This window comes from Nostoc sp. (assembly GCF_036916575.1).
Lineage (GTDB): Bacteria > Cyanobacteriota > Cyanobacteriia > Cyanobacteriales > Nostocaceae > Nostoc.
The window spans coordinates 23020-45649 of the sequence record NZ_JBALGC010000107.1 but is presented as its reverse complement, the minus strand read 5'-3'; the positions used below and the strand labels follow the sequence as shown (position 1 = coordinate 45649).

At 41.0% G+C, this 22630-nt stretch carries 20 protein-coding genes; 9 read left to right on the top strand and 11 right to left on the bottom strand.

The annotated features are described in order from the left end of the window. The first annotated feature begins 122 nt into the window (after positions 1–122). Positions 123–257, top strand: a complete 135-nt coding sequence (locus tag V7L29_RS23980; protein WP_334690137.1) for a hypothetical protein — start codon at positions 123–125, stop codon at positions 255–257. A 92-nt stretch (positions 258–349) separates the two neighbouring features. On the opposite strand, the gene V7L29_RS23975 is transcribed toward V7L29_RS23980, so the two are convergent. Then, positions 350–676: an acyl carrier protein gene (locus V7L29_RS23975; RefSeq protein WP_334690136.1), complete on the bottom strand. Its 327-nt coding sequence runs from the start codon at positions 674–676 to the stop codon at positions 350–352. A gap of 55 nt (positions 677–731) precedes the next feature. Beyond that, entirely contained in the window at positions 732–938 is a 207-nt protein-coding gene (locus V7L29_RS23970; protein ID WP_334690135.1) for a hypothetical protein, read from the bottom strand. 383 nt (positions 939–1321) lie between these two features. Here V7L29_RS23970 and V7L29_RS23965 point away from each other — a divergent pair, with 383 nt between their 5' ends. Genes V7L29_RS23965 through V7L29_RS23955 form a run of 3 tightly spaced genes read left to right on the top strand, consistent with a single transcriptional unit; the run spans position 1322 to position 3336 of the window. Then, positions 1322–2290: a sodium-dependent bicarbonate transport family permease gene (locus V7L29_RS23965; protein ID WP_334690134.1), complete on the top strand. Its 969-nt coding sequence runs from the start codon at positions 1322–1324 to the stop codon at positions 2288–2290. A gap of 4 nt (positions 2291–2294) precedes the next feature. Then, a complete protein-coding gene (locus tag V7L29_RS23960) occupies positions 2295–2606 on the top strand; it encodes a P-II family nitrogen regulator (protein WP_334690133.1) in 312 nt (103 codons plus the stop codon). 28 nt (positions 2607–2634) lie between these two features. Then, positions 2635–3336 carry a carbonic anhydrase gene (locus tag V7L29_RS23955; protein ID WP_334737053.1) on the top strand — a complete coding sequence of 234 codons (702 nt, stop codon included), beginning with the start codon at positions 2635–2637 and terminating at the stop codon, positions 3334–3336. 97 nt (positions 3337–3433) lie between these two features. Here V7L29_RS23955 and V7L29_RS23950 read toward each other — a convergent pair whose 3' ends face one another. Beyond that, positions 3434–5158: a sensor histidine kinase gene (locus tag V7L29_RS23950; RefSeq protein WP_334737016.1), complete on the bottom strand. Its 1725-nt coding sequence runs from the start codon at positions 5156–5158 to the stop codon at positions 3434–3436. A 1093-nt stretch (positions 5159–6251) separates the two neighbouring features. On the opposite strand from V7L29_RS23950, the gene V7L29_RS23945 reads away from it, so the two are divergent. Continuing rightward, complete coding sequence (locus V7L29_RS23945) at positions 6252–6689, top strand: CAAD domain-containing protein (RefSeq protein WP_334690131.1); 438 nt, start codon at positions 6252–6254, stop codon at positions 6687–6689. A gap of 254 nt (positions 6690–6943) precedes the next feature. On the opposite strand, the gene V7L29_RS23940 is transcribed toward V7L29_RS23945, so the two are convergent. Then, positions 6944–8104, bottom strand: a complete 1161-nt coding sequence (locus tag V7L29_RS23940) for an S-layer homology domain-containing protein (protein WP_334737015.1) — start codon at positions 8102–8104, stop codon at positions 6944–6946. A 307-nt stretch (positions 8105–8411) separates the two neighbouring features. Between V7L29_RS23940 and V7L29_RS23935 the strand changes: the two genes are divergently transcribed. From V7L29_RS23935 to V7L29_RS23925, 3 genes are all read left to right on the top strand, one after another. Then, complete coding sequence (locus V7L29_RS23935; protein ID WP_334737014.1) at positions 8412–9770, top strand: sensor histidine kinase; 1359 nt, start codon at positions 8412–8414, stop codon at positions 9768–9770. 188 nt (positions 9771–9958) lie between these two features. After that, complete coding sequence (locus V7L29_RS23930; RefSeq protein ID WP_334737013.1) at positions 9959–11959, top strand: protein-disulfide reductase DsbD family protein; 2001 nt, start codon at positions 9959–9961, stop codon at positions 11957–11959. Positions 11960–12011: 52 nt separating this feature from the next. Next, a complete protein-coding gene (locus V7L29_RS23925) occupies positions 12012–12683 on the top strand; it encodes a thioredoxin family protein (protein WP_334737012.1) in 672 nt (223 codons plus the stop codon). A 137-nt stretch (positions 12684–12820) separates the two neighbouring features. Here the strand turns inward: V7L29_RS23925 and V7L29_RS23920 are convergent, their stop codons facing one another. Together V7L29_RS23920 and V7L29_RS23915 are read right to left on the bottom strand one after the other, a co-directional pair. Next, on the bottom strand, positions 12821–13132 hold the full coding sequence (locus tag V7L29_RS23920) for a hypothetical protein (protein WP_334737011.1): 312 nt from the start codon (positions 13130–13132) through the stop codon (positions 12821–12823). Between the two features lie 116 nt (positions 13133–13248). Further along, positions 13249–14748 (bottom strand): glycosyl hydrolase family 57, encoded by a 1500-nt coding sequence (locus V7L29_RS23915; protein WP_334737010.1) that lies wholly within the window; start codon positions 14746–14748, stop codon positions 13249–13251. A 579-nt stretch (positions 14749–15327) separates the two neighbouring features. Between V7L29_RS23915 and V7L29_RS23910 the strand changes: the two genes are divergently transcribed. Continuing rightward, complete coding sequence (locus V7L29_RS23910) at positions 15328–16569, top strand: ScyD/ScyE family protein (protein ID WP_334737009.1); 1242 nt, start codon at positions 15328–15330, stop codon at positions 16567–16569. Positions 16570–16710: 141 nt separating this feature from the next. Here V7L29_RS23910 and V7L29_RS23905 read toward each other — a convergent pair whose 3' ends face one another. The 5 genes from V7L29_RS23905 to V7L29_RS23885 form a co-directional block, all read right to left on the bottom strand. After that, positions 16711–17586, bottom strand: a complete 876-nt coding sequence (locus tag V7L29_RS23905) for an SDR family NAD(P)-dependent oxidoreductase (protein ID WP_334737008.1) — start codon at positions 17584–17586, stop codon at positions 16711–16713. An 879-nt stretch (positions 17587–18465) separates the two neighbouring features. Beyond that, on the bottom strand, positions 18466–20613 hold the full coding sequence (locus V7L29_RS23900; RefSeq protein WP_334690123.1) for a peptidase domain-containing ABC transporter: 2148 nt from the start codon (positions 20611–20613) through the stop codon (positions 18466–18468). Between the two features lie 111 nt (positions 20614–20724). Continuing rightward, a complete protein-coding gene (locus V7L29_RS23895; protein ID WP_334690122.1) occupies positions 20725–21012 on the bottom strand; it encodes a hypothetical protein in 288 nt (95 codons plus the stop codon). An 892-nt stretch (positions 21013–21904) separates the two neighbouring features. Beyond that, complete coding sequence (locus V7L29_RS23890) at positions 21905–22213, bottom strand: hypothetical protein (RefSeq protein ID WP_334737007.1); 309 nt, start codon at positions 22211–22213, stop codon at positions 21905–21907. Between the two features lie 75 nt (positions 22214–22288). Then, on the bottom strand, positions 22289–22606 hold the full coding sequence (locus tag V7L29_RS23885) for a hypothetical protein (protein WP_334737006.1): 318 nt from the start codon (positions 22604–22606) through the stop codon (positions 22289–22291). Between the last annotated feature and the right edge of the window lie 24 nt (positions 22607–22630).

Here is a 22630-nt window from a genome sequence, read left to right as displayed (position 1 = left end):
TCTATCATGATTTATGTAGAAGCAAGAAAAAGCTATATTGTCAGTCAAAGGCAGATTCCAAAACGGTGTGGTTCATCCTAACGAACCAATTTAAGGGCATGAGGGGCAGTCAGTTATAATCTGTGTTTGTTGAAGAAAACCGTACACCTGGGCCAGCAACGCCAGAAGACTCAGATTGGGATAAACTGAGGCAGTTGATTAAAAACTGTGCAGTTGATACAGATATTGGCGACTTGGCACACCAGCATGACCATTAGACATAAGAGTGAAATTAATTATTCGTTGCCTGAAACCCTCGTAGATAGGTAGTAGTGCTACGTCTCTACAATCATTTTCACTCTTATGTCTTCTATACAACAGCAGGTATTTTGGCGCTACTAATGCCACGAGGTGATGTAATAGCATCGGCAGGTTCAATTACCTCAGCTAAGGCGTCTAGTTGTTCTCCAAGATAATCAGAATTTTGCAAGATTTCTGGATTAACAAAATCATGTCTGAGCAGAGCATAAACACAAACCCTACCATCTGGGGATTGCCGATACCGCAAAGACGGGTTGTAGCCCATATCTTCCAATAACTTCAGGGTTTGTGCAAGAGTCATATTTTGCACAGCAGTCAGTTCTACTGCTAAAAATACTTCTCCAGGTTTCGGAATGACTGGAAGCTCAAGCGTCATAAATCTCTCCCTCAAATTGGCATTCGTAACGTTTTCCTTTACCTACTTTCTTGGGTTAGCCAATTAACTTCACGAGTGCTTTCCCTTCCACAGTCGCTTCTTGTGCTTTTATTTGGCATTTTTGCATAGCTTCTGCTTCAGTGTCAGCCCAAACATAATCAGTCCAGATTTCCTTTTGTTTTTCCGGGTCTTCTAGCATTTTATCAGTTTGAACTGTTCTGGCTTTGTTTGCACCCGGCTGCTCCGGCTCATGTCCCGACAATACGTTAACTTTTCTACGTAGATAGGTTAGCCACGAGTTATTCCTGCGCGTTCTGTCGTAAAATCAGCGACGGGGAATCAAACATCAAAACATGGTGGGCAAGCTCTCACTTGTTCTTTTGTCAACACCGCTTACAGCTATTTTCAGTTATTGAACTACAGATTTTCGTAGGGATACGGCAATGTTCCCCAGCCCGTGGTTTATTTGCTTGAAAAACGCTGTAATACCTAACGGAGAGTATTGTCACCAATAGGACTATTCACTCCTTGAGTACCAATTGACATTGGGTAGCAATACACGATACATCATGATTCAACCGTTAAATTTTTAAAGATGAAAAATTTCTTTAATTTCAGGTTTAACCAATACAAAGAGGGGTGGATATGGATTTTAGCTTAATTGTATCCAACATTTTAAATCCGCCAGTCTTGTTTTTCTTTTTAGGCATGAGTGCTGTTTTTGTCAAGTCCGATCTAGAAATTCCCGCACCAGTGCCCAAACTCTTTTCGTTGTATCTGCTGCTTGCGATTGGTTTTAAAGGAGGGGTAGAACTAATCAAAAGCGGTGTAAATCAAGAAGTAGTTCTAACACTCGCGGCAGCGATGATGATGGCTTGTGTTGTTCCAATTTACACCTTTTTTATCCTGAAGTTGAAATTGGATACTTACGATGCGGCTGCGATCGCAGCCACCTACGGTTCTATCAGTGCTGTTACATTCATTACAGCTAGCGCTTTTTTGACTGAGCTTGGCATTACTTTTGATGGTTACATGGTGGCAGCCCTTGCTCTGATGGAATCTCCAGCGATTATAGTTGGTTTAATTTTGGTGAATATATTCACCAACGATGGAAAGCGAGAGTTTTCATGGCCGGAAGTTTTGCAAGAAGCATTTCTTAATAGTTCAGTTTTTCTATTAGTCGGTAGTCTATTAATAGGTGTCTTGACAGGAGAACACGGTTGGCATGTATTAGAACCCTTTACTCAAGGGTTGTTTTATGGCGTTCTGACTTTCTTCTTACTGGACATGGGATTGGTCGCTGCTAGAAGAATTAAAGACTTGCAAAAAACCGGAGTTTTCCTGATTTTATTTGCCATACTAATTCCAATACTCAATGCAGGCATTGGGTTAGCGATTGCCAAATTCATCAGTATGCCTCGTGGAGATTCACTGTTGTTCGCTGTATTGTGTGCCAGTGCTTCTTACATTGCTGTCCCAGCGGCGATGCGGATGACTGTACCAGAAGCAAATCCCAGCCTGTATGTTTCTACTGCCCTAGCAGTGACATTCCCGTTCAATATTATTGTGGGAATTCCGTTATATCTCTACGGAATTAACCTATTTTGGAGGTAATAATATGCACATAGTTAAAAAGATAGAAATTATCGCCAACTCCTTTGAGCTGGGCAAAATTTTAGATAGTTTAAACAAGTCGGGTGTACATAACCATGCCGTGATTAGAGATGTTGCTGGTAAAGGATTACGAGGAACCACAGAAGATTTAGACATGACCATGCTTGATAATGTTTACATCCTCGCTTTTTGTATGCCAGAACAACTCAAGGGTGTTGTCGAAAATATCAGACCACTTCTGAATAAGTTCGGAGGTACTTGCTACGTTTCGGATGTGATGGAGATTCGCTCTGTCAGATGTGTCGCGTCGATTTAGGAGAGTTATAAATTCAATGAAGCATTTCATGGAACGTCGTGACTTTTTGAAGTTAGGAATGACCGGGGCGTTTGGGATGATGCTATCTACCAGCGATTTCCTCTGGCAGGTTGAACAGGCGAAAGCTGCCGAAATACCCTCAACCTCCCCTGAATCCCTTAATCCCGATGCAGCGTTGCAAAAGCTGATGGAGGGAAATCAGCGGTTTGTTCAGCATCAACCCCAATACCCCGATCAATCTGCGCTGCGGTTGCAGGAAGTTGCTCAAGCTCAACATCCATTTGCAACTATTCTTAGTTGTGCGGATTCACGAGTACCCGCAGAAATTGTTTTTGATCAGGGCATCGGAGACATCTTTGATGTTCGGATTGCCGGAAATATTGCCACGCCTGAAGCGATCGGCAGTATTGAATATGCGGTTGTCTTGTTAGGTTCTCCGCTGCTGATGGTAATGGGTCATGAGCGTTGTGGGGCAGTAACCGCAGCTGTACAAAACGAATCGTTACTCGGTGATATTGGTACTTTTGTTAAGGCAATTAAGCCGGTCGTAAAAAAGGTCGAGAGTCAACCGGGTGACGCGGTTGAAAATGCTGTGGTTGCAAATGTGCAATATCAAATTGAACGATTGAAGCGATCGCAGCTTTTAACTAAGCAAGTGGAATCGGGCAAATTGAAAATTGTCGGGGGTCGTTACGATTTGGATACAGGAAGAGTAAATATAATTACTTAATTTGCCAGAGGATTGCCAGATAAGGGGCACAGGGGCAGGGTAGAACTTGCAGTAAGTTTTTCTGCCTCTGCCCAATCCCCAATCCTCAATGCCCCATTCAATCCTGCACAGTCATTGGCAGACGAATGGTGAAAGTAGAGCCAACTCCTGGCTGACTTTTGACAATAATTTCACCACCCATCATCTGGCAAAAGTGGCGGCTAATTGCCAACCCTAGTCCCGTACCACCGTATTTTTTCGTAGTCGAAGTATCTCCTTGTGTAAAAGGTTGAAATAACTGCTGCTGTTGACGGTGAGACATACCTATACCTGTGTCAGTAACAGTAAAAGTAATGATGCCCAAAGGAGCCTCCGGTCGGAATTCATCCTTTTCTCTGTTGACTGTCAGCGTCACCTTACCGTTTGTAGTGAATTTACTGGCGTTGCTTAGTAAGTTTAACAACACCTGGCGCATCCTAGTCTGATCGGCGTACATGGTGCCAAGTTGCTGATCAAAATCCACTTCTAAAACATTGGCATTTTTTTCTATAGCTGATTTGACTGTGAGGACGACGTTATGAATCAGCGTCGCAATCTCGAATGTCTCTGGATACAGGGTCATTTTCCCCGCTTCAATTTTTGACAAGTCGAGGATTTCGTTAATCAAGTGCAGTAGATGCTTACCAGCAGAGTTAATTGTTTCTAAGTCTGTGATAAAGTCTGCCGATAAACCAAGATCGGTAGCGTCGTCTTCTAAAAGTTGGCTCAAGCCAATCACAGCATTTAATGGTGTACGTAATTCGTGGCTGACATTTGCCAAAAATTCGCTTTTTGCCTTGCTAGCAGCTTCAGCTAATTCTTTAGCTTGTTGTAGTTCTTTTGTTCGCTCAGATACTCGCTCAATCAGACGATTTAGAGATTTGGCGAGTAGGCCAATCTCATCTTCAGTGGTAACGGGAGCTCGCAAATCGAAATTAGATTTTCTTGCAACTTGTTCAGCTACTTGAGTAACAGTGATGACTGGTTCAGTGATCGCTCGACTGGTACGCCACGCTACAATAGCTGCGATCGCTACTGAAACCAGCATACTTATGATCACAATGAATCGCTCAACTACTTTTGCCTGCTGAACGGCTTTTTGCTTTTCTTGCTCTTGATCTTCAGCAGTTTGCAGGATGTTAGTCAAGCTTTGAGAAAGCTGGTCTAGCCGCATGGCTGTTTCACCACGCATAATTGTCAATAACTGCGATCGCGCAGAAGAAATTTGCTTTTGCTGCACTTGTTGGGAGTCAATTTTCTTTAAAACGACCTCGATTTGGTCAACGTAAGCTTTTAAATTAGTTTTGTAATCCAGCAATAACGTCTGTAAAGTCGAACTCGTTGCTGCTAATCTTTTAGGTTTACTATCTATAAATCCGGCAATTTTTGACTCTAGTTCCTTGGCTTTTTCAACATTCTTCAGAAAATCAGCTTTTTTGCTTTGTAGCTGTTGTGAATTTTCTAATACAGCAACTAGGTTAGAGCTATGTAATTGCGCCCCTACTACTGCATCTTTATAATTACTCAATAGTTGTCCTTGTTCATAGGCTTGATTGAATTGCCTGACTTCTCTTCCCCGGTAGTAGTTGGCGATCACTAACCCAGTCAGTGAGCCAAAAAAGCCAATTCCGATAGCTACAAAGTACCCATAGCCAATTTTTTGATGGATGCGCCAAGAACTGGCTTTGAGTTTCCCTCGTGAGGGAAATTCTATAGTCGGGAGTTCGTCTGTCGATGGCTCTTCGGCTGACACTTTTTTGCTTTCTGAACTGTTGTCGATAGGGATTGGCTTTTGAGGAGGCATTTCTCCAACCTCCTTGCCTTCCCACAAAAATAACTAAATCACTCTAGCTTGTGCAAACACTTTAATTGGTGATTAACATTTACATTGTCTTCTTTTATAGCAAGAGTAAATCATTGCTTACTAGATAATTAGCATAACCTTATATAGGATAAGTGGTTTTGATCGCAATGTTGCTAAGTACACTTACCAGGGCGAACATAATTCACTTTTTTCAGCAGTAACGAATAATTTCCTGCACTAAAGACCGATCTAAGACCGTCTTCTTTTTACCACACTACTTTCCTCAATATCTAGTTGATAGCAATGAGTTCTTGCTATCAGGTATGTCACTACTCTACCTTACTGCTTCCTTATAAAATTAATACAATCAGGAAAAAAAGAAAAGCTCTGACATTCGTTGGGCATTGGGGAGCCACTACGTTAGGGAGCCAGCGCCTAGAACAGGGGATTTCCATGCCACTTCCTTCAACGGGGGGAACCCCCGCAACGGAGTGGCTTCCCATGAGCGACTGGCGTCGGCTCTGCCGACTTAAAGCAAGTAGCGTCATTGGGCGTTGTTATTTCCCCCTTGCTCCCTGCTCCCTCATCTCCAGGCTCATATATCATAAAAAAGAGATAAAGTCTAGTCTATGTGAATACACAAAAACTTTTATTACGTATTAATATCAATACGAATGCGTTAATTGACGAAGGCGGCTTAAGATAGCTTTAATATCAGATAAAATCGGCTTTTAGGCTTATATAAGTGAGAGGTGAACTGATTTTTGCATGATTTGCACTTAGATTTAGTACGATTATGAGCAAATGACACAAAATGGGATAATCACAACCCAAGGATTGCAGTTGATTCAAAAAAACTCAGAAAGCTGATTATAATACATCCTGCTGCCTTCTGAGTTTTATCCTCCTACTGACTTTCTACCTTGTAGTTGATGCAGTAGATATTACGGGGCAATTATGGTTATGGAACACAAAACCCTTTTGTGCCCTTCACCCAATTGTACTGATGCACTTGTGCATTACCTAATCAACAGCCTTTTGGTTGTAATTATCAGATTAGAAAAACTCAACTGTCAAATTTATAGGACTGAAAATGCCAGAACAAGAATTTACGGATACCGCATCTAAAGAGACTACAGTGGCAGAGATCAACAGCCAAACGGGAACTATCACCAAACTCCAACCTCCCGCACAGTCTCAAGATGAATGGCTAAAATACGGTGAGCAAATTTCTAGCTTTTTAGCAACATTGCCAGACTATCTAGGAAGCTTCTTTAATCAATATAAGCAACCCCTGGTAACTGTTGGTTTAATTGTGGGATCAATTGTTGGGGTTAAAGTACTCTTGGCAATATTAGATGCTTTGAATGATATCCCCTTGGTAGCACCTACTTTTGAGTTGATTGGTATTGGTTACTCTGCTTGGTTTGTTTACCGCTATTTACTCAAAGCCTCAACCAGGAAAGAGTTAACTAGTGAAATCACCACTCTTAAATCACAAGTGGTGGGTAAAGAAATTCCAGAAGCTTAATATCTGACTATCCCTTCTCCTGCAAAGACGCTACGCGAATGCTTTAATTCAAAATCACGCCCTGTTCTGATCTAAGGCTTCCTTAGATCAGACTTTTCTCAAAATTAAGAATTTTTTTTTGAATTTCTAATTTTGCATAAAGTCTAAGGGCCGCTTCCGGCGATAGCGCAGCCTATTCTCTACTTGGGCTGCGCCAACAAGTTCCCGTACCTCTGCCTTTTTGTTGAACACTTTCCCTACCAAGCTCATTGAAACTAGCCTCCTGCGGACAAGTTACCTTTTAGGTTCTGCTTTGGAGTGCGCGAAAGTCCTGGAGACACCCTGCGCGATGCCTGCGGCAGGCTACGCCTACCCACAATGTTTTGAGATGGGATTCCCTCCAACTTGCCCCGTTTTACTAAAGCTTGATGAATCATCGCCGCTACTTCAGCCCGACTAGCTACTTTGTTGGGAGCAAGAATTTGTGGATTTGGATAGTTAACTACTAGACCATTGGCTGTAGCAGCGGCTATTTTGTTGCTAGCATAGGTTGGAATATCTTTAGCATCTTTATAAACACTTAATATCTGATTTGGGGAAGTGGGTGCTTTCAAATTCAACCCACTAACAAGGGCAACTAAAACTTGCACTCGCGAAATATTTTGTTGTGGTTTGAAGGTTTTTTTTGGGTAGCCTTTGAGAAATCCGGCACTGATGGCTTGGTCAATTGCTGGAGTTGCCCAGAATTTTGCTGGTACATCTTGAAATGCGATCGCAGTCTTAGACGGTTCTTGGTCAAAGGCTTTTTGCAATATAGCAGCAAATTCGGCGCGGTTTACAGGCTGATTTGGTCTAAAAGAATAATCAGGAAATCCCTTGAGAATACCACGGGAAGAAAGAACATCTATAAAATGCCGACCCCAGAAGTTATTGGGCACATCATTAAATGCAATTGGCGGCGGAATGATTGATTTTTGTTTTGCCGGAGTTACTAAAGGCAATGCTAATGATGTAATTGATGACTCAAGTCCTGCTGAAGAGGATACAGGCGTCTGTGGTTGTGGGGATTGAGTTGGGATTACCTGAGCAGATGGTAACACTGCGCGGGAAGGAGTTGCGCTAGTAGGGAATGAAGGTGTCTTAGGTTCAACAACAGCCTCAGGTGGAGATGACGGCAAAACGTTGAATCTAGGGACTGCATTTGGTTCTACCTTGGGAGTAGGGGAGGGCAATACTTGATTTGGTTGAACACTAAAAGACGGAGTGGAGGAAGGCGACAGTAGCCCGTTTAAGTTCCAGCTAGAATCCCTGCGGGACAATGACCAAAAAAGAATCGCTCCGATAGTGGTGAAGGCAACCAAAATGGCTATAAATTCATCAAAGCCAAGGGCAGTTCTTCGGGATGACTCTGGTTCGGAAGGAGGTCTATTTGTCATCGTGATTACCCTGGTAGCAGAAAAATTTGTGTCTAAACAAATTAAGCCACAGATGACTCTTTAACACCAGCCCTTTTCAATTCGTAATACTCGCCTCCGGCGAGAAGCAAGCTACGTAATTCGTAATTCAACGCCAGTTCCTTTACAGTGGGGGAACCCCACCAACGGACTGGCTCGACTTTGCGCTATTTACGCGCTCGCTGTACTAGTCTTAGTAGATACCCAAACCGAAACCGAATTTAAAGATTGGCAGAATGTAAAATATTAACTTATTGTTTACCTGTGTTTGTAAAAATCAGGGTATCTAGTGCCAGAAGAATTCAGTTACCAAATCTCACCGCCATTTTTGTCTGTTGGTAGCGATCGCGATCTTGATGTAGAGTCAACCCTCCAAGAACTACCAATGTACAACTTCCCAGTGGAAATCAACCGCACTGGTATAGAAGTGGCTAATTTTTTAGAAAAATACCCTCTGCTACCAGGAGTAATTTTGGTAGAACAGGGAAAATTCATTGGGATGATTTCGCGGCGACGACTGCTGGAATTTTTGATTCGCCCCTATGGACAAGAGTTACTTGTTCAGCAACCATTAGCCGTTCTCTACAGCTATGCGCGGATACCGATATTGCTGCTTGCTGATACAACATCGATTTTAACTGCGATGCAACTTAGCTTAAAGCGATCGCCAGAATTATTAGCAGAACCAATTGTAGTACAAACAGAATCTGGTGCTTATAGATTGTTAGATGTACAAGAATTGAATATTATTTCTTGGCAAATTCGGGGAATCGACACTCTGGTGCGGTATGAACGCAGCCAAGCCCAAATGATTCAAAATGATAAAATGGCAAATCTGGGAGGTTTGGTAGATGGAGTAGCACACGAAATTTTAGACCCAGTGGGTTTTATTTGGGGTAACATAACTTATGTCTCAACCTACAGCCAAGATTTACTTAAGCTGATAGCGGCTTACGACCGAGAGTTACCATCAGCTTCCCAGGCAATTAATCAGATTAAAGAAGATATTGAATTTGATTTTTTAGAACAAGATTTGTCGCGATCGCTTGCTAGTATCCGCACTGGAGCTGAAAGATTAAAAAAACTTGTCACCAGCTTACAAAACTTCTGTCATATCGATGAGCTTTATCCTAAACCAGTAGATTTAAACGCCTGCATAGATAGTATTATTTTACTAATTAATAGCCGTTTACAAGGAGAAATTGAAATTGTTAAGTACTACGGTCAATTGCCCCCAGTGTATTGCTTTATGGGGCAGTTAAACCAGGTTTTAATGAATATTTTCAGCGAAGTTGCCGATACTTTACTCAATGAAGGAGTGCGACAGCAATTACATCCAGAAGATACAAAGACTGTTCAAAGACCCCGAATTGAAATTACGACAAAAGTTATTTCGCAACAAGCAAGCAACCCAGATGCACCAGATTCTCGCTGGATCTTAATTCGCATTGCTGACAATGGTTATGGAATGTCTCCAGAATTGCAACAGCAAATTATGGAATCTTTTTCTCTTCAAACAAAGACTGGTAAAAATACTAGTTTAGCATTAAGTTATCGAATTATAACTGCTAAACATGGCGGAAAATTGAGTTTTCATTCACAGATTGGTATAGGTACAAAATTTGAAATTTTATTGCCTTTAGTTTGATTAAACTCTAGCTAATACACTGTGGTGGAAGTTTGCCTACCTTAAACAAGAGGCTTTGAGCTAAACATATGCATAAATTGACACAAATAGCCATTAAAATAATTACATTCATCCTCAGTTTTATCATTCTTTTCCCTCTTACTGCTTGGGCAAACCCAGTCAAGACTGAACACGTGCAAACATAATTGGTGAGTGAAGTCAGTAGTATTCAACCAGGGAAACCGTTTTGGGTCGGGTTACATTTCCAAATAAAACCAGGATGGCATACTTATTGGAAAAACCCTGGTGACTCTGGTATTGCTCCCAGTATTGCTTGGACGTTACCGCAGGGATTTTCGGCGGGAGAATTGGTGTATCCTTACCCTGAGAGACTACCTGCTAGTGGGTTGATGAATTTTGGCTACAAAAATCAGGTGATGCTATTGAGTCAAATTACGACTCCAGGAACTGTGAATACTAAGGAGCCTATTCAACTTACTGCTAAGGCTGATTGGCTGGTATGTGAGAAAGAGTGTATCCCAGAAAATGGTACTTTTAGTCTCAGCTTACCTGTTGCAACAGGTACGCCTACAGTTAACACGCGGTGGGCAAAGGAATTTGAGAAAACACGGGCTACTCTACCTCAAGATTCTCCTTGGCAAAGTACTGCTGATATTCAGGGAGAAAACTTGATATTAAAGGTTAATGCACCGCAATTACAAGCAAGTCAGATTAAAGAAGTTGCGTTTTTCCCTAATGAAGATGGTATTATCAATAACGCTGCACCCCAGAAAGCCAGCTTTGACAAAGATGGGTTAACTCTCCTACTAGAAAGAGGAAATCGCGGTGATGTTAACCAAGTCAGTGGTATACTCGCACTGCAAGAAGCCCTAGATGGGCAAACTCCAACTCAAGCATTTGTGATCAAAACTCAACTAGGAGCAGCAACAACGACACAACCTGGTACTATAGCTTCTTTAGGATTATGGCAGGTTTTAGGATTAGCATTACTGGGTGGAATTGTCCTCAACCTTATGCCTTGCGTTTTTCCCGTGTTATCTCTCAAGGCATTAAACATTCTTCAAAAATCAAACTTCAGCAAACAGGAAGTCCGTCAGAGAGGAATTGTCTTTACCGCAGGAGTATTAATAAGTTTCCTATTCCTAGCGGTGATACTTTTAATATTACGTAGTTTCGGACAGCAAATTGGTTGGGGGTTTCAGTTACAGTCGCCTGTATTTGTCAGTTTAATGGCGTATTTACTGTTTGCTGTTGGCTTAAGTTTGTCAGGCGTATTTATCTTTGGTGCTTCCTTAATGGGAATGGGACAAAGTTTAGCAGCACGTAACGGTTATGTGGGTGAATTTTTCACAGGGGTTTTTGCCACAGTCGTCGCTACACCTTGTACCGCACCATTTATGGCAACCGCTATTGGAGTTGCGCTCACACAAACACCGATAGTAGCCTTAGCTATTTTTCTAGTCTTAGGTTTTGGTCTAGCTTTACCTTATCTACTCATCAGTTTTCTTCCAGGTTTACAAAAAATCTTACCTAAATCGGGTGCATGGATGGAAACTTTTGCCCAACTTCTTGCTTTCCCAATGTATACAGCAACCGCTTGGTTAGTGTGGGTATTATCGCAGCAAGCAGGAAGCGATGGTGTAGCCGCAGTCTTATTTGGGTTGGTACTTATAGGTTTTGCCGTTTGGTTGCATCAAAAAACTCAAATCATTTCCGGTTGGGGACGGCGCTTTGGTAGTATTACTGCATTGGTAGTACTGGGATTTGCCTTAGCCTTAGCACAATTACCAGGTAGCATAGCTCTCAACGTTGCCAACTCTAACATTCAACAAGCAACTTCAACTTCTCTAAATTGGCAACCTTATACTCCTGAAAGATTAACTCAAGTACGCCAGTCTGGTAAACCTGTATTTGTCAACTTTTCTGCTGCTTGGTGTATTACTTGTCTAGTAAACGAACGCGTTGCTCTTAACCAACCTGAGACCGTAACTGCTTTCCAAGCAAAAGACGTAGCTCTCCTTAAAGCTGACTGGACAAGCCGAGACACTGCAATAACCCAAGCACTAGCAGCTTTCGGGCGCAGTGGCGTACCCTTGTACCTACTATACCCAGCTAATTCTGCTACACCGCAGATTTTACCTCAGATTCTTTCTCCCCAAGAGGTGCAACAAAAGGTAAAAAGTTTGTAAATAGCTATTAGCTATTAACTATTAATAATTCACAATTTAACTCAAAAAAACCATGAAAAATCAACTTATTGCAGCTACCTTCTTTGCTTTTAGCCTAACGCTGACTGCTTGCCAAAATCCCTCTACAGTGAGCCAGAATACTCCTAATGTTGCGAGGAATGCGGCTGAAGCTGCTACTCCTGTGCGCGTTGGTTCACCTGCGCCAGATTTTACTGCTACTGATAGTAATGGTAAAAGTCACAGACTTAGCGACTTTAAGGGTAAAGTTGTGGTGTTGGAATGGACAAATTATCAATGTCCTTTTGTCCGAAAGCATTACAACAGCAACAATATGCAAAAATTGCAAAAAGAAACTACTGCTAAAGGTGTAGTCTGGTTATCGGTGATCTCGTCAGCCCAAGGACAACAAGGGTATGTTACCGCTCAACAAGCAAATCAATTGACAAAGAGCCGCAATGCTAGCCCTACCGCTGTACTTTTAGATGCTAGTGGTCAAATCGGTCGTCTCTATCAAGCCCGTACTACACCTCATATGTTTGTTATTGATAGTAACGGTATATTAAAGTATGCAGGTGCTATTGATGACAAGCCTAGCACGAATCCTGCTGATATCAAATCGGCGAAAAACTATGTTAGTTCTGCTGTAGATAGTGTACTAAAAGGACAGAACGTAGCTAATTCCACCACTCAGCCTTACGGTTGCTCTGTAAAATATGGTAGTTAATACTCATACTTTGGCATCGAATTTACAGCAGATTGCAACTTAGTGAGGTACAGATAATCGTAGGGAACATGGCTGTGCCCCTACTTGTGTACTTCATTTACCTGAAATACGCTGTATAAGGAATACTTTCAATAACTTCACCTTAACTTCGCTTTTTGACTAGATTCAATAAGCAAAATACTTAAATGCTTTCTTAAAATGCTTGATTGCTTTCTCAAAATGCTTAAATGCTTTCTCATTTCGGTAGATTCAGCAAGCAAAAAGGCATATTGCTTTCTCAAAATGCTTAAATGCTTTCTCATTTCGGTAGATTCAGCAAGCAAAAAGGCATATTGCTTTCTCATTTCGGTAGATTTAGCAAGCAAAAAGGCATATTGCTTTCTCATTTCGGTAGATTCAGCAAGCAAAAAAGCATATTGCTTTCTCAAAATGCTTGATTGCTTTTTCATTTGGGTATATCGCGTATTTATTTTGGTAGATTCAGCAAGCCTTAAATTATAGAGTGCGTTAAAGCAGGGCGTAACGCACCAATAAATGCGGTGCGTTACGGCTAGAACACCAATTTTTAAAATTTATTTTGCAGCAAGCTTTCGCCACGTTGGTAAATTTCCCGTGCATAGTCAGTCCAAGCACCTTGTCCCCAATAACGAAAACAACTGGTTTGCAGCAAAAGGTTATGTAGGAGAACGTTACGGTAGTGAGGTTGTCTGGTAACAGGTTCTACTGAGTCAGTTTGCAGTAATGGATCAATCTTTTGATGAAATAAACTGCTTAGTTGATACATGGGAGACAACACATTTTCATATCCTTTCACCCAACTGATATGATTTGTCCACGAGGCTCCATCCATATGAAAATTAGAGTTTATTTGCTTTAATTCTTGAATGGCATTCTCTACAGCTTCAGGTTGACAATTATCTGGTAAAACTCGCTCCCAAATCTGATGTTGTCCCACTGGCTGGCAAGTTGGATAGTCTTCAGGTTTGCATCCAGCAGCTTCGATTAATTCTAAATATTCTGTACCACACATCGCAACAACACCTGATTTTCCTCCCCCGTTATTCACCATATCCCACCAAGCTTGTTTAAAAGCGCTAGGAAATTCATTCATCATCACGCCGCCATTTTCACCATCTCCAATTTGGCTAACTATTGGTGGGACAAAAACACTGCCAATTTGTTGTTTTGATAGGGTTTTAGCTTCATAATAAGGTTGCATTTGTGCAACTAATTTAGTATCCGAACCTTGGGTTTTAATTAAGGCTGTGATGCTAATTGTTTCGCCTTGGGAATTGCGGGCAATCAGACGATGTGGTAAATGTTTGTGAGTAAGAGATTGACCGTTAATTGTTTCTACAGAATGTTCTTGAACGAGTAGCCAGCGATATCCACATTCTTTCAGGGCTTTCACAAATTCAAAGAGAGCATCAGGGTGATTTGGTAGGTGCATTTCTGGGGGCGAAAATCCTTTGACTCGCGCTAGTGCTTCCCAACCGAAAATTGCCGCAAAGTGATGTTGCCATGCAACTATCTGTAATTTAATATCTGCTATAGGTGTGGAAGGAATAACTGCATGACTCCACATTGTACCCAGCCACTCGACATAAGGTTGATAGGTTGGGTCGCAAGTAATACGTTTGAGATTATCAAGAACATCACCACGTCCCATTTGCCGCAGTCCCCACAGAAGATTACCTGAGTAATCCAACATCACACGGGGATTGCAACCTTGATTTACAAGTTCGGGGATCAAGTCTCCCATGCGGCTGTAACAATAGGCAAAAGGCCCAGCATTATGGTTATCCCCTTCATGAGGATGTTCAAACATATATTGCAGATTGCTGATGAGTGTACCGCCATTTCCCGCAGGTATAGTTGGCTGGTGCATGTGTAAGGCGATCGCAAACACAGCATTTACGTCTTCTAAGCGAATATTCGTTGTTGGTAAAAATACTGGTTGATCGTGGTTAACTACAGAGAGAACCTCTGTTTCCCAACCAGAAATATTCGGTAAGCCATCAATGATTTCGGGCAAAGGAGTGAAAGTTGTGGGGAAGGAAAGCATTTCTGGTTGCTCCGAAACAAGGTATGTCTAATTATGCGATCCCACAGCAATTTTTAAACTGCAACTTTATTTATTGATGCAAACTGCGATCGCTTTGTAGTCCTGCAATATCTGTGTAATTCAACAGTTTAGATATCCCACTTATAGAAAAAATGTGTGAAAATATACATCAATCTCTTTAATTTGTTGCTAGAGGCATACAAATGTACGCCTTTACAGCTAATTCATTATGTTGCAAAGATTTTTAAAAATGGTATGATACGACTCGAATAAGTTTCTGGGTTTGAATCTGTTGTCCTCTTTTAGAGAATTGGTATAAGTCTTAACCAATTAAAAAGTTTGAAAACTTTTTTAATTAGCTGATTTTGCAAAAAATAAACTTGTACGGAAAGTTATAACTCAGTCTGTACAAGGATTTTAAAGGTTGACCAGATGTCTTCAGTCGACATAAAAATAAGGATTTGGCACAATTTATTATGTTGTAAAATCCATAGAAACTATACACAGTAAATATTATGATTTATCAAGAGAAAATTTTCTATTCTATCTTTACGCAAATTTAATTTCTGGAGATGTTTAATGAAACTAAAACAATTTGGAATTACATTTTTGAGTGTTTGTATTGCTGCTTTTTCGGGAATGAAAGCAGCAGAAGCGACATCATTTTCAGTAATTGGCGACTATCTTAATAATCCACGGGGTCTAACTTTTGGCCCTGACGGCAGTCTCTATGTCACAGAGGCAGGAACAGGCGGAAATGGAGCTTGTGTTCCTTCACCGAGTGCCGCAGGTCAATCTTTATGTTATGGCACAACTGGTGCAGTGACAAAAATTGGAAATGGTACGCAAGAACGTATACTTACAGGACTTCCTTCTTTAGCACTACCAGATGGTACTGATACTTCTGGGCCTCAAGATATCAAATTTGATACTACTGGCAAGCCTTATATTGCAATTGGATATGGTTCAAATCCCACATCTCGCGCCACATTAGGTAACACTGATTTAGGAAAAATTATCACTGCTAATTTCAATACAAATTCCTGGACTAGTGTGGCTGATTTAGCTAATTATGAACTTGCAAACAATCCCGATGGAGGCGATCTAATTAGCAATCCCTTCTCTCTTCTTTTAGATGGAAATAATATTGTTGCAGTTGATGCGGGTGCTAATGAGTTACTCAATGTAGGGACTGATGGAAGTAATTTAAAGGCGATCGCCACAATTCCCCGGCAGACATTAACTAATCCAATTTTTCCCTCTGGTGCATCGTCATCACCATTTGAAATCCAAGCAGTACCCACAAATGTCGCCAAAGGCCCAGATGGTGCTTATTATATTAGCCAATTAACTGGTTTCCCTTTTCCCGAAGGTAAAGCAAAAATCTACCGAGTTGGTTCTGATGATAAACCAACAGTTTATACCGATGGCTTTACCCAACTTACTGACTTAGCTTTTGATCCTGAGGGTAATTTGTATGCTTTGCAGTACGCTAATCAGTCACTCTGGAAAGGTAATCTAGATGGTTCTGTGATTAAAATAGCGACTGATGGAACTCGCACAACTATTCTTAGTGGCAATGGACTAGAGTCTCCTACTGCTTTGACTATTGGTGCTGATGGTGCTATTTACGTAGCAAACCGAGGCGATCGCCCTGGACTTGGACAAGTTATCAAAATTGAGAATCCCAAGTCTGTTCCTGAATCTAGTTCTACTTTCAGCTTATTAGCGCTTCTTGGCACTATGAGCGTTACTTTGTTGCAAAAGGGTAAAGCCAAAGGACTTAAGGGACTTCCAGAAAATAAATTATTCTCTAAATAATCCGAGTTGATGGAGAAGATTTTTATATTCCTGTCCATGTGGGACAGGAACTCTCAGAAGTATTACTTAATCGCCAGTCCCTAAAAAATCAGCAGTTGATGGTAGATATACTATCCAAGGTGTTAACGCTAGGATAAATAGTTATAGCGACTTGACCTGACATTGAGTTTTTCTGAATAGTAACAAATCGCCAAAACGCTGGATCTTAGCCAAAAAACTCAGTTTTTCACGAGGCTGTTGTCTTCTTGGGGCTGGCGGAGTTGCTATTCTTAAAATTAGCTCTAGCAGCCAAGGAGCAAGGCGTTGACACAATACAGCTAAATGACTTTGCCATCCGACTAAAATTTCTGGTGCATCCCTTTGCATTCCGGCGACAAATGCTTTCGCCACTTCCTGGGTAGTCATGGGGATCACCCAGCGAAATAATTTTAAGTCGCGCACCATGTCTGTGTCTGTGAGGGAAGGTAGTAATGCAATCACTCGGATATTGTGTTCAGCTAGTTCCTGGCGCAAGGCTTGGGTAAATCCTAAGATTGCAAACTTAGTAGCTGAGTAAGTCGCCATCGTCGGTGCAGCAACTTTCCCCATCAGGCTCGACACATTAACAATTGTCCCTTGCCTTTGGCTGACCATGCGTCGAGCAATCAGACTAGTAAGGTTGTACATTCCTAACAAGTTCACAGAGAGTTCTTCTTGAACTTGGGGCAGTTTAGATTGCAGAAACGAGCTTTGGTATGCGACTCCTGCACAATTAACCAGCAGGTGAATCTGTCCGTAATTGCGCCACAGTTGGGCAACAGCGATATTCACTTCAATTGTCTGCGTCAAATCTAATGCCACGATCGCAGTTTCTGTGCCCATCGCCTCGATTTCGTTGGCTACCTCGACTAACTTTTGGCGATCGCGTGCTACCAATATCAGCCGCTTGATGCCTTGTTGCGCTAGTTCGAGGGCGATCGCTCGTCCAATCCCACGGGAAGCCCCTGTAATTAGGGCAACTTTACCTTGAATCTCCATTGGTTTTATCCTCCAAAATCTAAGTCTTACCAAACTCTTAGTTGTTGCTGACCGACACAATCAAGAGCTACTCGCTTGTCGGCACAAGGTAAGACAAATAATTAATTGCAATTAAAATCAAACCCAAACAAAGCCTTTAGCAACGAGATATTTCTTGGTTAATCTGCAATCCCTCATAATTGTCTATACGAGGCAGAAATATCTCGTTTTTAACCCGTCAAAGCCTAACATACTTGGCTGAATGCATGTAGCTCATAGATTTTACTTCTCCTAGATCCGAGCGCTCATCAGCATCGTTGTCATACACACGTTAGCAATTAAATCAAGGTATTGCAATCTTTTTTAATCAGAATTTCTTAATACTTGTTAACACAAGTATATATATGGAAAATATTTTATTAAATAAGTTTTTATAAATACCTCAGTACAAATATCTCAATTTCCTGACAATTAACCCCTGTTTTGGGAAATTGTGATATCTAAGTCATAGCTAAGAAATAAAAAAGACATATAGGTTTTAGTTCCTGGTTGCAACACTTAGGTGTATCAACTAGTTTGCAGAATGAAATCAGTATATTTACTGGTTGATTAAAAATTAAGGTTTTTGATTTCTATCTTTTAAGAATAGAAGAGAGTTAAATTATTGTCTTTAATGCAAATTAGAACGGCATGTTTATCTGCCAAAACTTTAGGACAAATGGTAATTTGTTTGGCTTTAGCTTTGAGTTCATCAAAGGAATGCTTGAGGCTTTCCTGGTGTATAGTAAACTTAAATCATTTATGAACATAAAGATCCCCGATTTTGCTAAGAAGTCAGGGATCTAAGGCTTTCAATCTTCACAAATCAAATAATATTACTTTAGTTAAAACTGGTAGTAATTAAGGAGTTAAAAAGTCTAAATGGCTTCCTGGTTGGGCACGTAAATCTTCTACTGTCCCCTGAATTTGTAACTTGCCTTGATTAAGCAAAACGATCCAATCAGCACGGGTAATTACTCTAGGACGGTGGCTAATCAGGATCGTGGTTTTACCTTTGCGGTGGAATAACAGTTGATCTAAAACTTGAGCTTCACTAACTGGATCGAGTCCAGCAGTTGATTCGTCTAAAATTAGGACTGGTGGATCGTTAACGATAGCTCTTGCTAAAGCCAGTCTTTGCCGTTGTCCACCAGAAATATTTGACCCGAATTCACCTAATACAGTTTGATATTTTTCAGGTAATTTACTAATAAAATCATCTGCCTCAGCAATTTGGCAAGCGTTGACAATTTGATCAAAGGTGACGTGAGGAGAACCTAACCGGAAGTTTTCAATAATTGAACGACTCCAAAAATGAGCATCTTGAGGAACAAGAACAACTTGTTGACGCAAACAATCGAGGGCTAGGTCTTGCAAATTATAAATCCCAAAGCGAATATTGCCAGAATTAGGTGTATATAATCCGGCTATCAGTTTAGCAACAGAACTTTTACCACAGCCGGATGTACCAATTAGGGCAATAACTTTACCGCCAGGAATCCTGAGAGAAAAATCTTCCAGTAGCTCTAGCCTGCCAGCGTAGTGAAAGTTTAGGTTAGTGCAAATAATATCTGCATTACTAGGAATTTTAGCAAAGGGTTTGCTAGTATCATCGCCTTGAGTTTCAGGTGTGGAATCGATAACTTCTGTTAAACGTTCCGTGGCAGTTTTGGCACGCATGAATTCATCTATAAATCCAAGCACAGCACCGATGAATGCCAAAAAATTCCCATTCATCCCATTAAATGCCAGCAGTTGACCGATGCTGAGTTCCTTACTAATAACTAGGGTGCTGCCAAAACCAATCAAAGTAACGCTGCCAACAGCATAAACTAACCCAGAAAAGATGCTGTTAATAATTCCAATCTGAATTGTACGAAATGTTTGGTTTGAGAGTCGACCAAATCTGTTCTGAAATTCTTCCCAAAATTGAGGAGCAGCAGTAGTAGTTTTGAGTGTCAGCGCTCCTTTAAAGCTTTCAACCAGAACGCCCTGGTTTTCCGCGTCTAAGACCAATATTCTTCTGATTTTTTGCTGAAGTGTAGGCAGGAAAACCACCGTCGATAAACTCATGAAAATAGCAACAACGACGGCAACAAAGGTGAGTTTCCAGCTATAGAACACCATGAAACCCAAAGAAATCACTCCGATAAACAAGCTGCTAGGCAGACTGATAACTGCTTGAGAAACTAGCTGATTAATTTGTTGAATATCTTGCAATCTACTAACAATCTCGCCACTGCGACGTGATTCATAGTAAGTCAGAGGCAACCGCAGGATTGACCTGGCAAATTCCAGAACTAGCCCTAATTCAAGCCGTTGGGCAAAATGGGCAATCAGGTTAGATTGAACTAGTTGTAGACTACTTGACACCAAATTCATCACCACAACTGCAATAATCACACCAGCAAGAAGCTTGGTATCACCTCGAACTAATACATCATCCGTTAAAATTTGAAGCAGGAAAGGAGACGTTAACGAAAGCAGACCGATAACTAGAGCGCAGAGAAAAGCCTCGAATATTATGTCTCCATAAGGCAATGCACGCCGCGCAAAGCGCCAAAGACCGTTGACTTTATCATCCGGTTGAGCATAAAACCGAACCGAATCTGGCTCTAGTAAAAGCATCACTTGATCTGACCAAGCCTCGATTAATTCTTTTCTAGAGACATAACGGATGTTAAAGGCTGGGTCGGCAATTATATATTTTTTACCTTTCTGACCATACAAAACAACCCAGTGGTAGCCTTTCCAGTGAATGATTGCTGGCAGTGGTGCTTGGTTCATTCGGTCTAGTATTTCTTTTGATGCCCTGACCGAACGCGCATTGAAACCAAGTGCCTCAGCTCCCCGCCTCAATCCCAACAACGTTGTTCCAAGTTGCCCAGTACCTACCGCTTCCCGGATACGATTTAGTGTAAAATTACGCCGATAATGTTTGGCAATAGAAGCAAGACAAGCAGCTCCACAATCTTCTTCACTATGTTGTGCAACAACTTGGTATTTCATTTTATACTCCAGTACCCAATAACATCGTCACAAAACCCAAAAAAATAGCAGGGTTTCGTCCCTGCGTGGTTAAAAATTTGACCAATAGTTTAATTCTACTATCACTACCAACTAAAAAAAATCAAGTTTTAGTATAGAGGATATGGAGGATAGTAAGTCTAATACTTCTTTCTGCGGAATTTTTCCTTTATTGATAATTTTCACAACTTTTGTACTTGATGTACTTGATGTTGATTCAACTGTTTGTTTCTTTACTCCTGGTTTCCCAGGTGATCCCTTGGTTTTAACAACACCATCATAAACTCCACTAGAAATCACCGTGCTTTCACCACCACACACGCTTGCTTCTTCAGTTTCAGTTATGAACATAAACATTGAGGAGATTTGAGTGCTTTGCATGATTCTAGTTAACCTCAGCTACTAATTATGACTTTTTAGCTTTATACAGAGCTGCTTTAACTCAGATAACGAGAGTTAGCACGTACCAAAATGGCTCTCTTTTGTATAAGTAGAAAGTTATAAATGACCTACATTATGTAATTGCCAATAATCCGAAACAATCGCAAGGGATTGATTGTACTTTTTATCACATAATTAAGGTTATCTCCATCGAGCTACTTATCAACAGGAAAAACATGAGTAATTTTGGTATGTAAACCTTTAGACAGATTTGCTAATTCGTTTGGAGTAAGTTCTGTAAAAAGAGTTTCCTTATCTTTTCCAAACAAGGAAATTGTGATCAATATCCCTCTTTAATCACTCTGAAATGAGAATAATCATAAATAAATGCCGAAAGTCAGATTTAGCTAGGGATTTAATGATCGCATATTCATAGAAACCCCAAAACCAAGGAAAATAGGCACAACCCTAAATAGAAAAGGGTTTTAGATTTTACTCTGTAGAGAGTGATTAAACATGGATATGGTCGATTCCTCAACTAGCAGGCTTGTTTCCCTATTTGATTACTCAAGGGTGAACAATATCCTTAAGGAAAAACGCCACTGATAATTATATTGATGATTGCCCAATAGCAACCATCAATATAATTTCGTTAAGTTTATTGAAGAAAAGTAGATGGGTAGGAATAAACGTATGTTAAGATCAGTTTTAACAAAGAATCTGCTAATGGCTTGTAGCAATAAGTCAATTAGCAATTTAGCCCCGTAGAAAAGCAACTTAACCTGCATCAAGAGGGTAAATTGTTCAATTTGCGGTGTTTCATCCGGGGAAAGACACACTTAAAGTGTCTTTATGTTTACTATTACCCTTCTACTAAACCTCATAACTTTACCTAAGTTGATGCAGCTACGCCGTTATTCGAGGTGTTGCTTGCGTCTCCACCATTTCCACCGTTCGAGCTAATTGTAGATTTAATAATCACAACTGGTGAGTTACTACCGCCGCCTATAGTGATAGGGCCACCGTTGCCGCCAGCACCGCCAGTGGCTGTTTGAGTAACGCTGTTGCTAGCTTTAGCACTCAAAAGGTTGAGAATGGCGAAGGCAAGCTTAATCTTTTTGGGATCCACCTTTTTGGGGTTACCACCAGAGAGATTAGCTTCTTCGTTGGCGGTTAATGTAGTAAACAACGTGCTTTCCATTTAGTTCTCGCTTAGGTTTAGTTTGATAGTTACAAAGAACAAGCTGCGCTAGAGCAGCGCAAGATAAAAGTATACCTAACCAGCTGATGCACCTACGGCATTATTCGAGGTGTTGGTTGCGTCCCCACCATTTCCACCGTTCGAGCTAATTGTAGATTTAATAATCACAACTGGTGAGTCTTTGCCGCCGCCTATTGTGATAGGACCACCGTTGCCGCCTTTACCGCCAGTGGCTGTTTGAGTAACGCTGTTGCTAGCTTTGGCAGTATTTTTGGTTAAGAAGAGGAAGCTCAATATGTATTTGGGATCTACCACCGGTTTCTTGGGGGTGTTACCACCAGAGAGATTAGCTTCTTCGTTGGGGGTTAATGTAGTAAACAACGTGCTTTCCATTTAGTTCTCGCTTAGGCTTAGTTT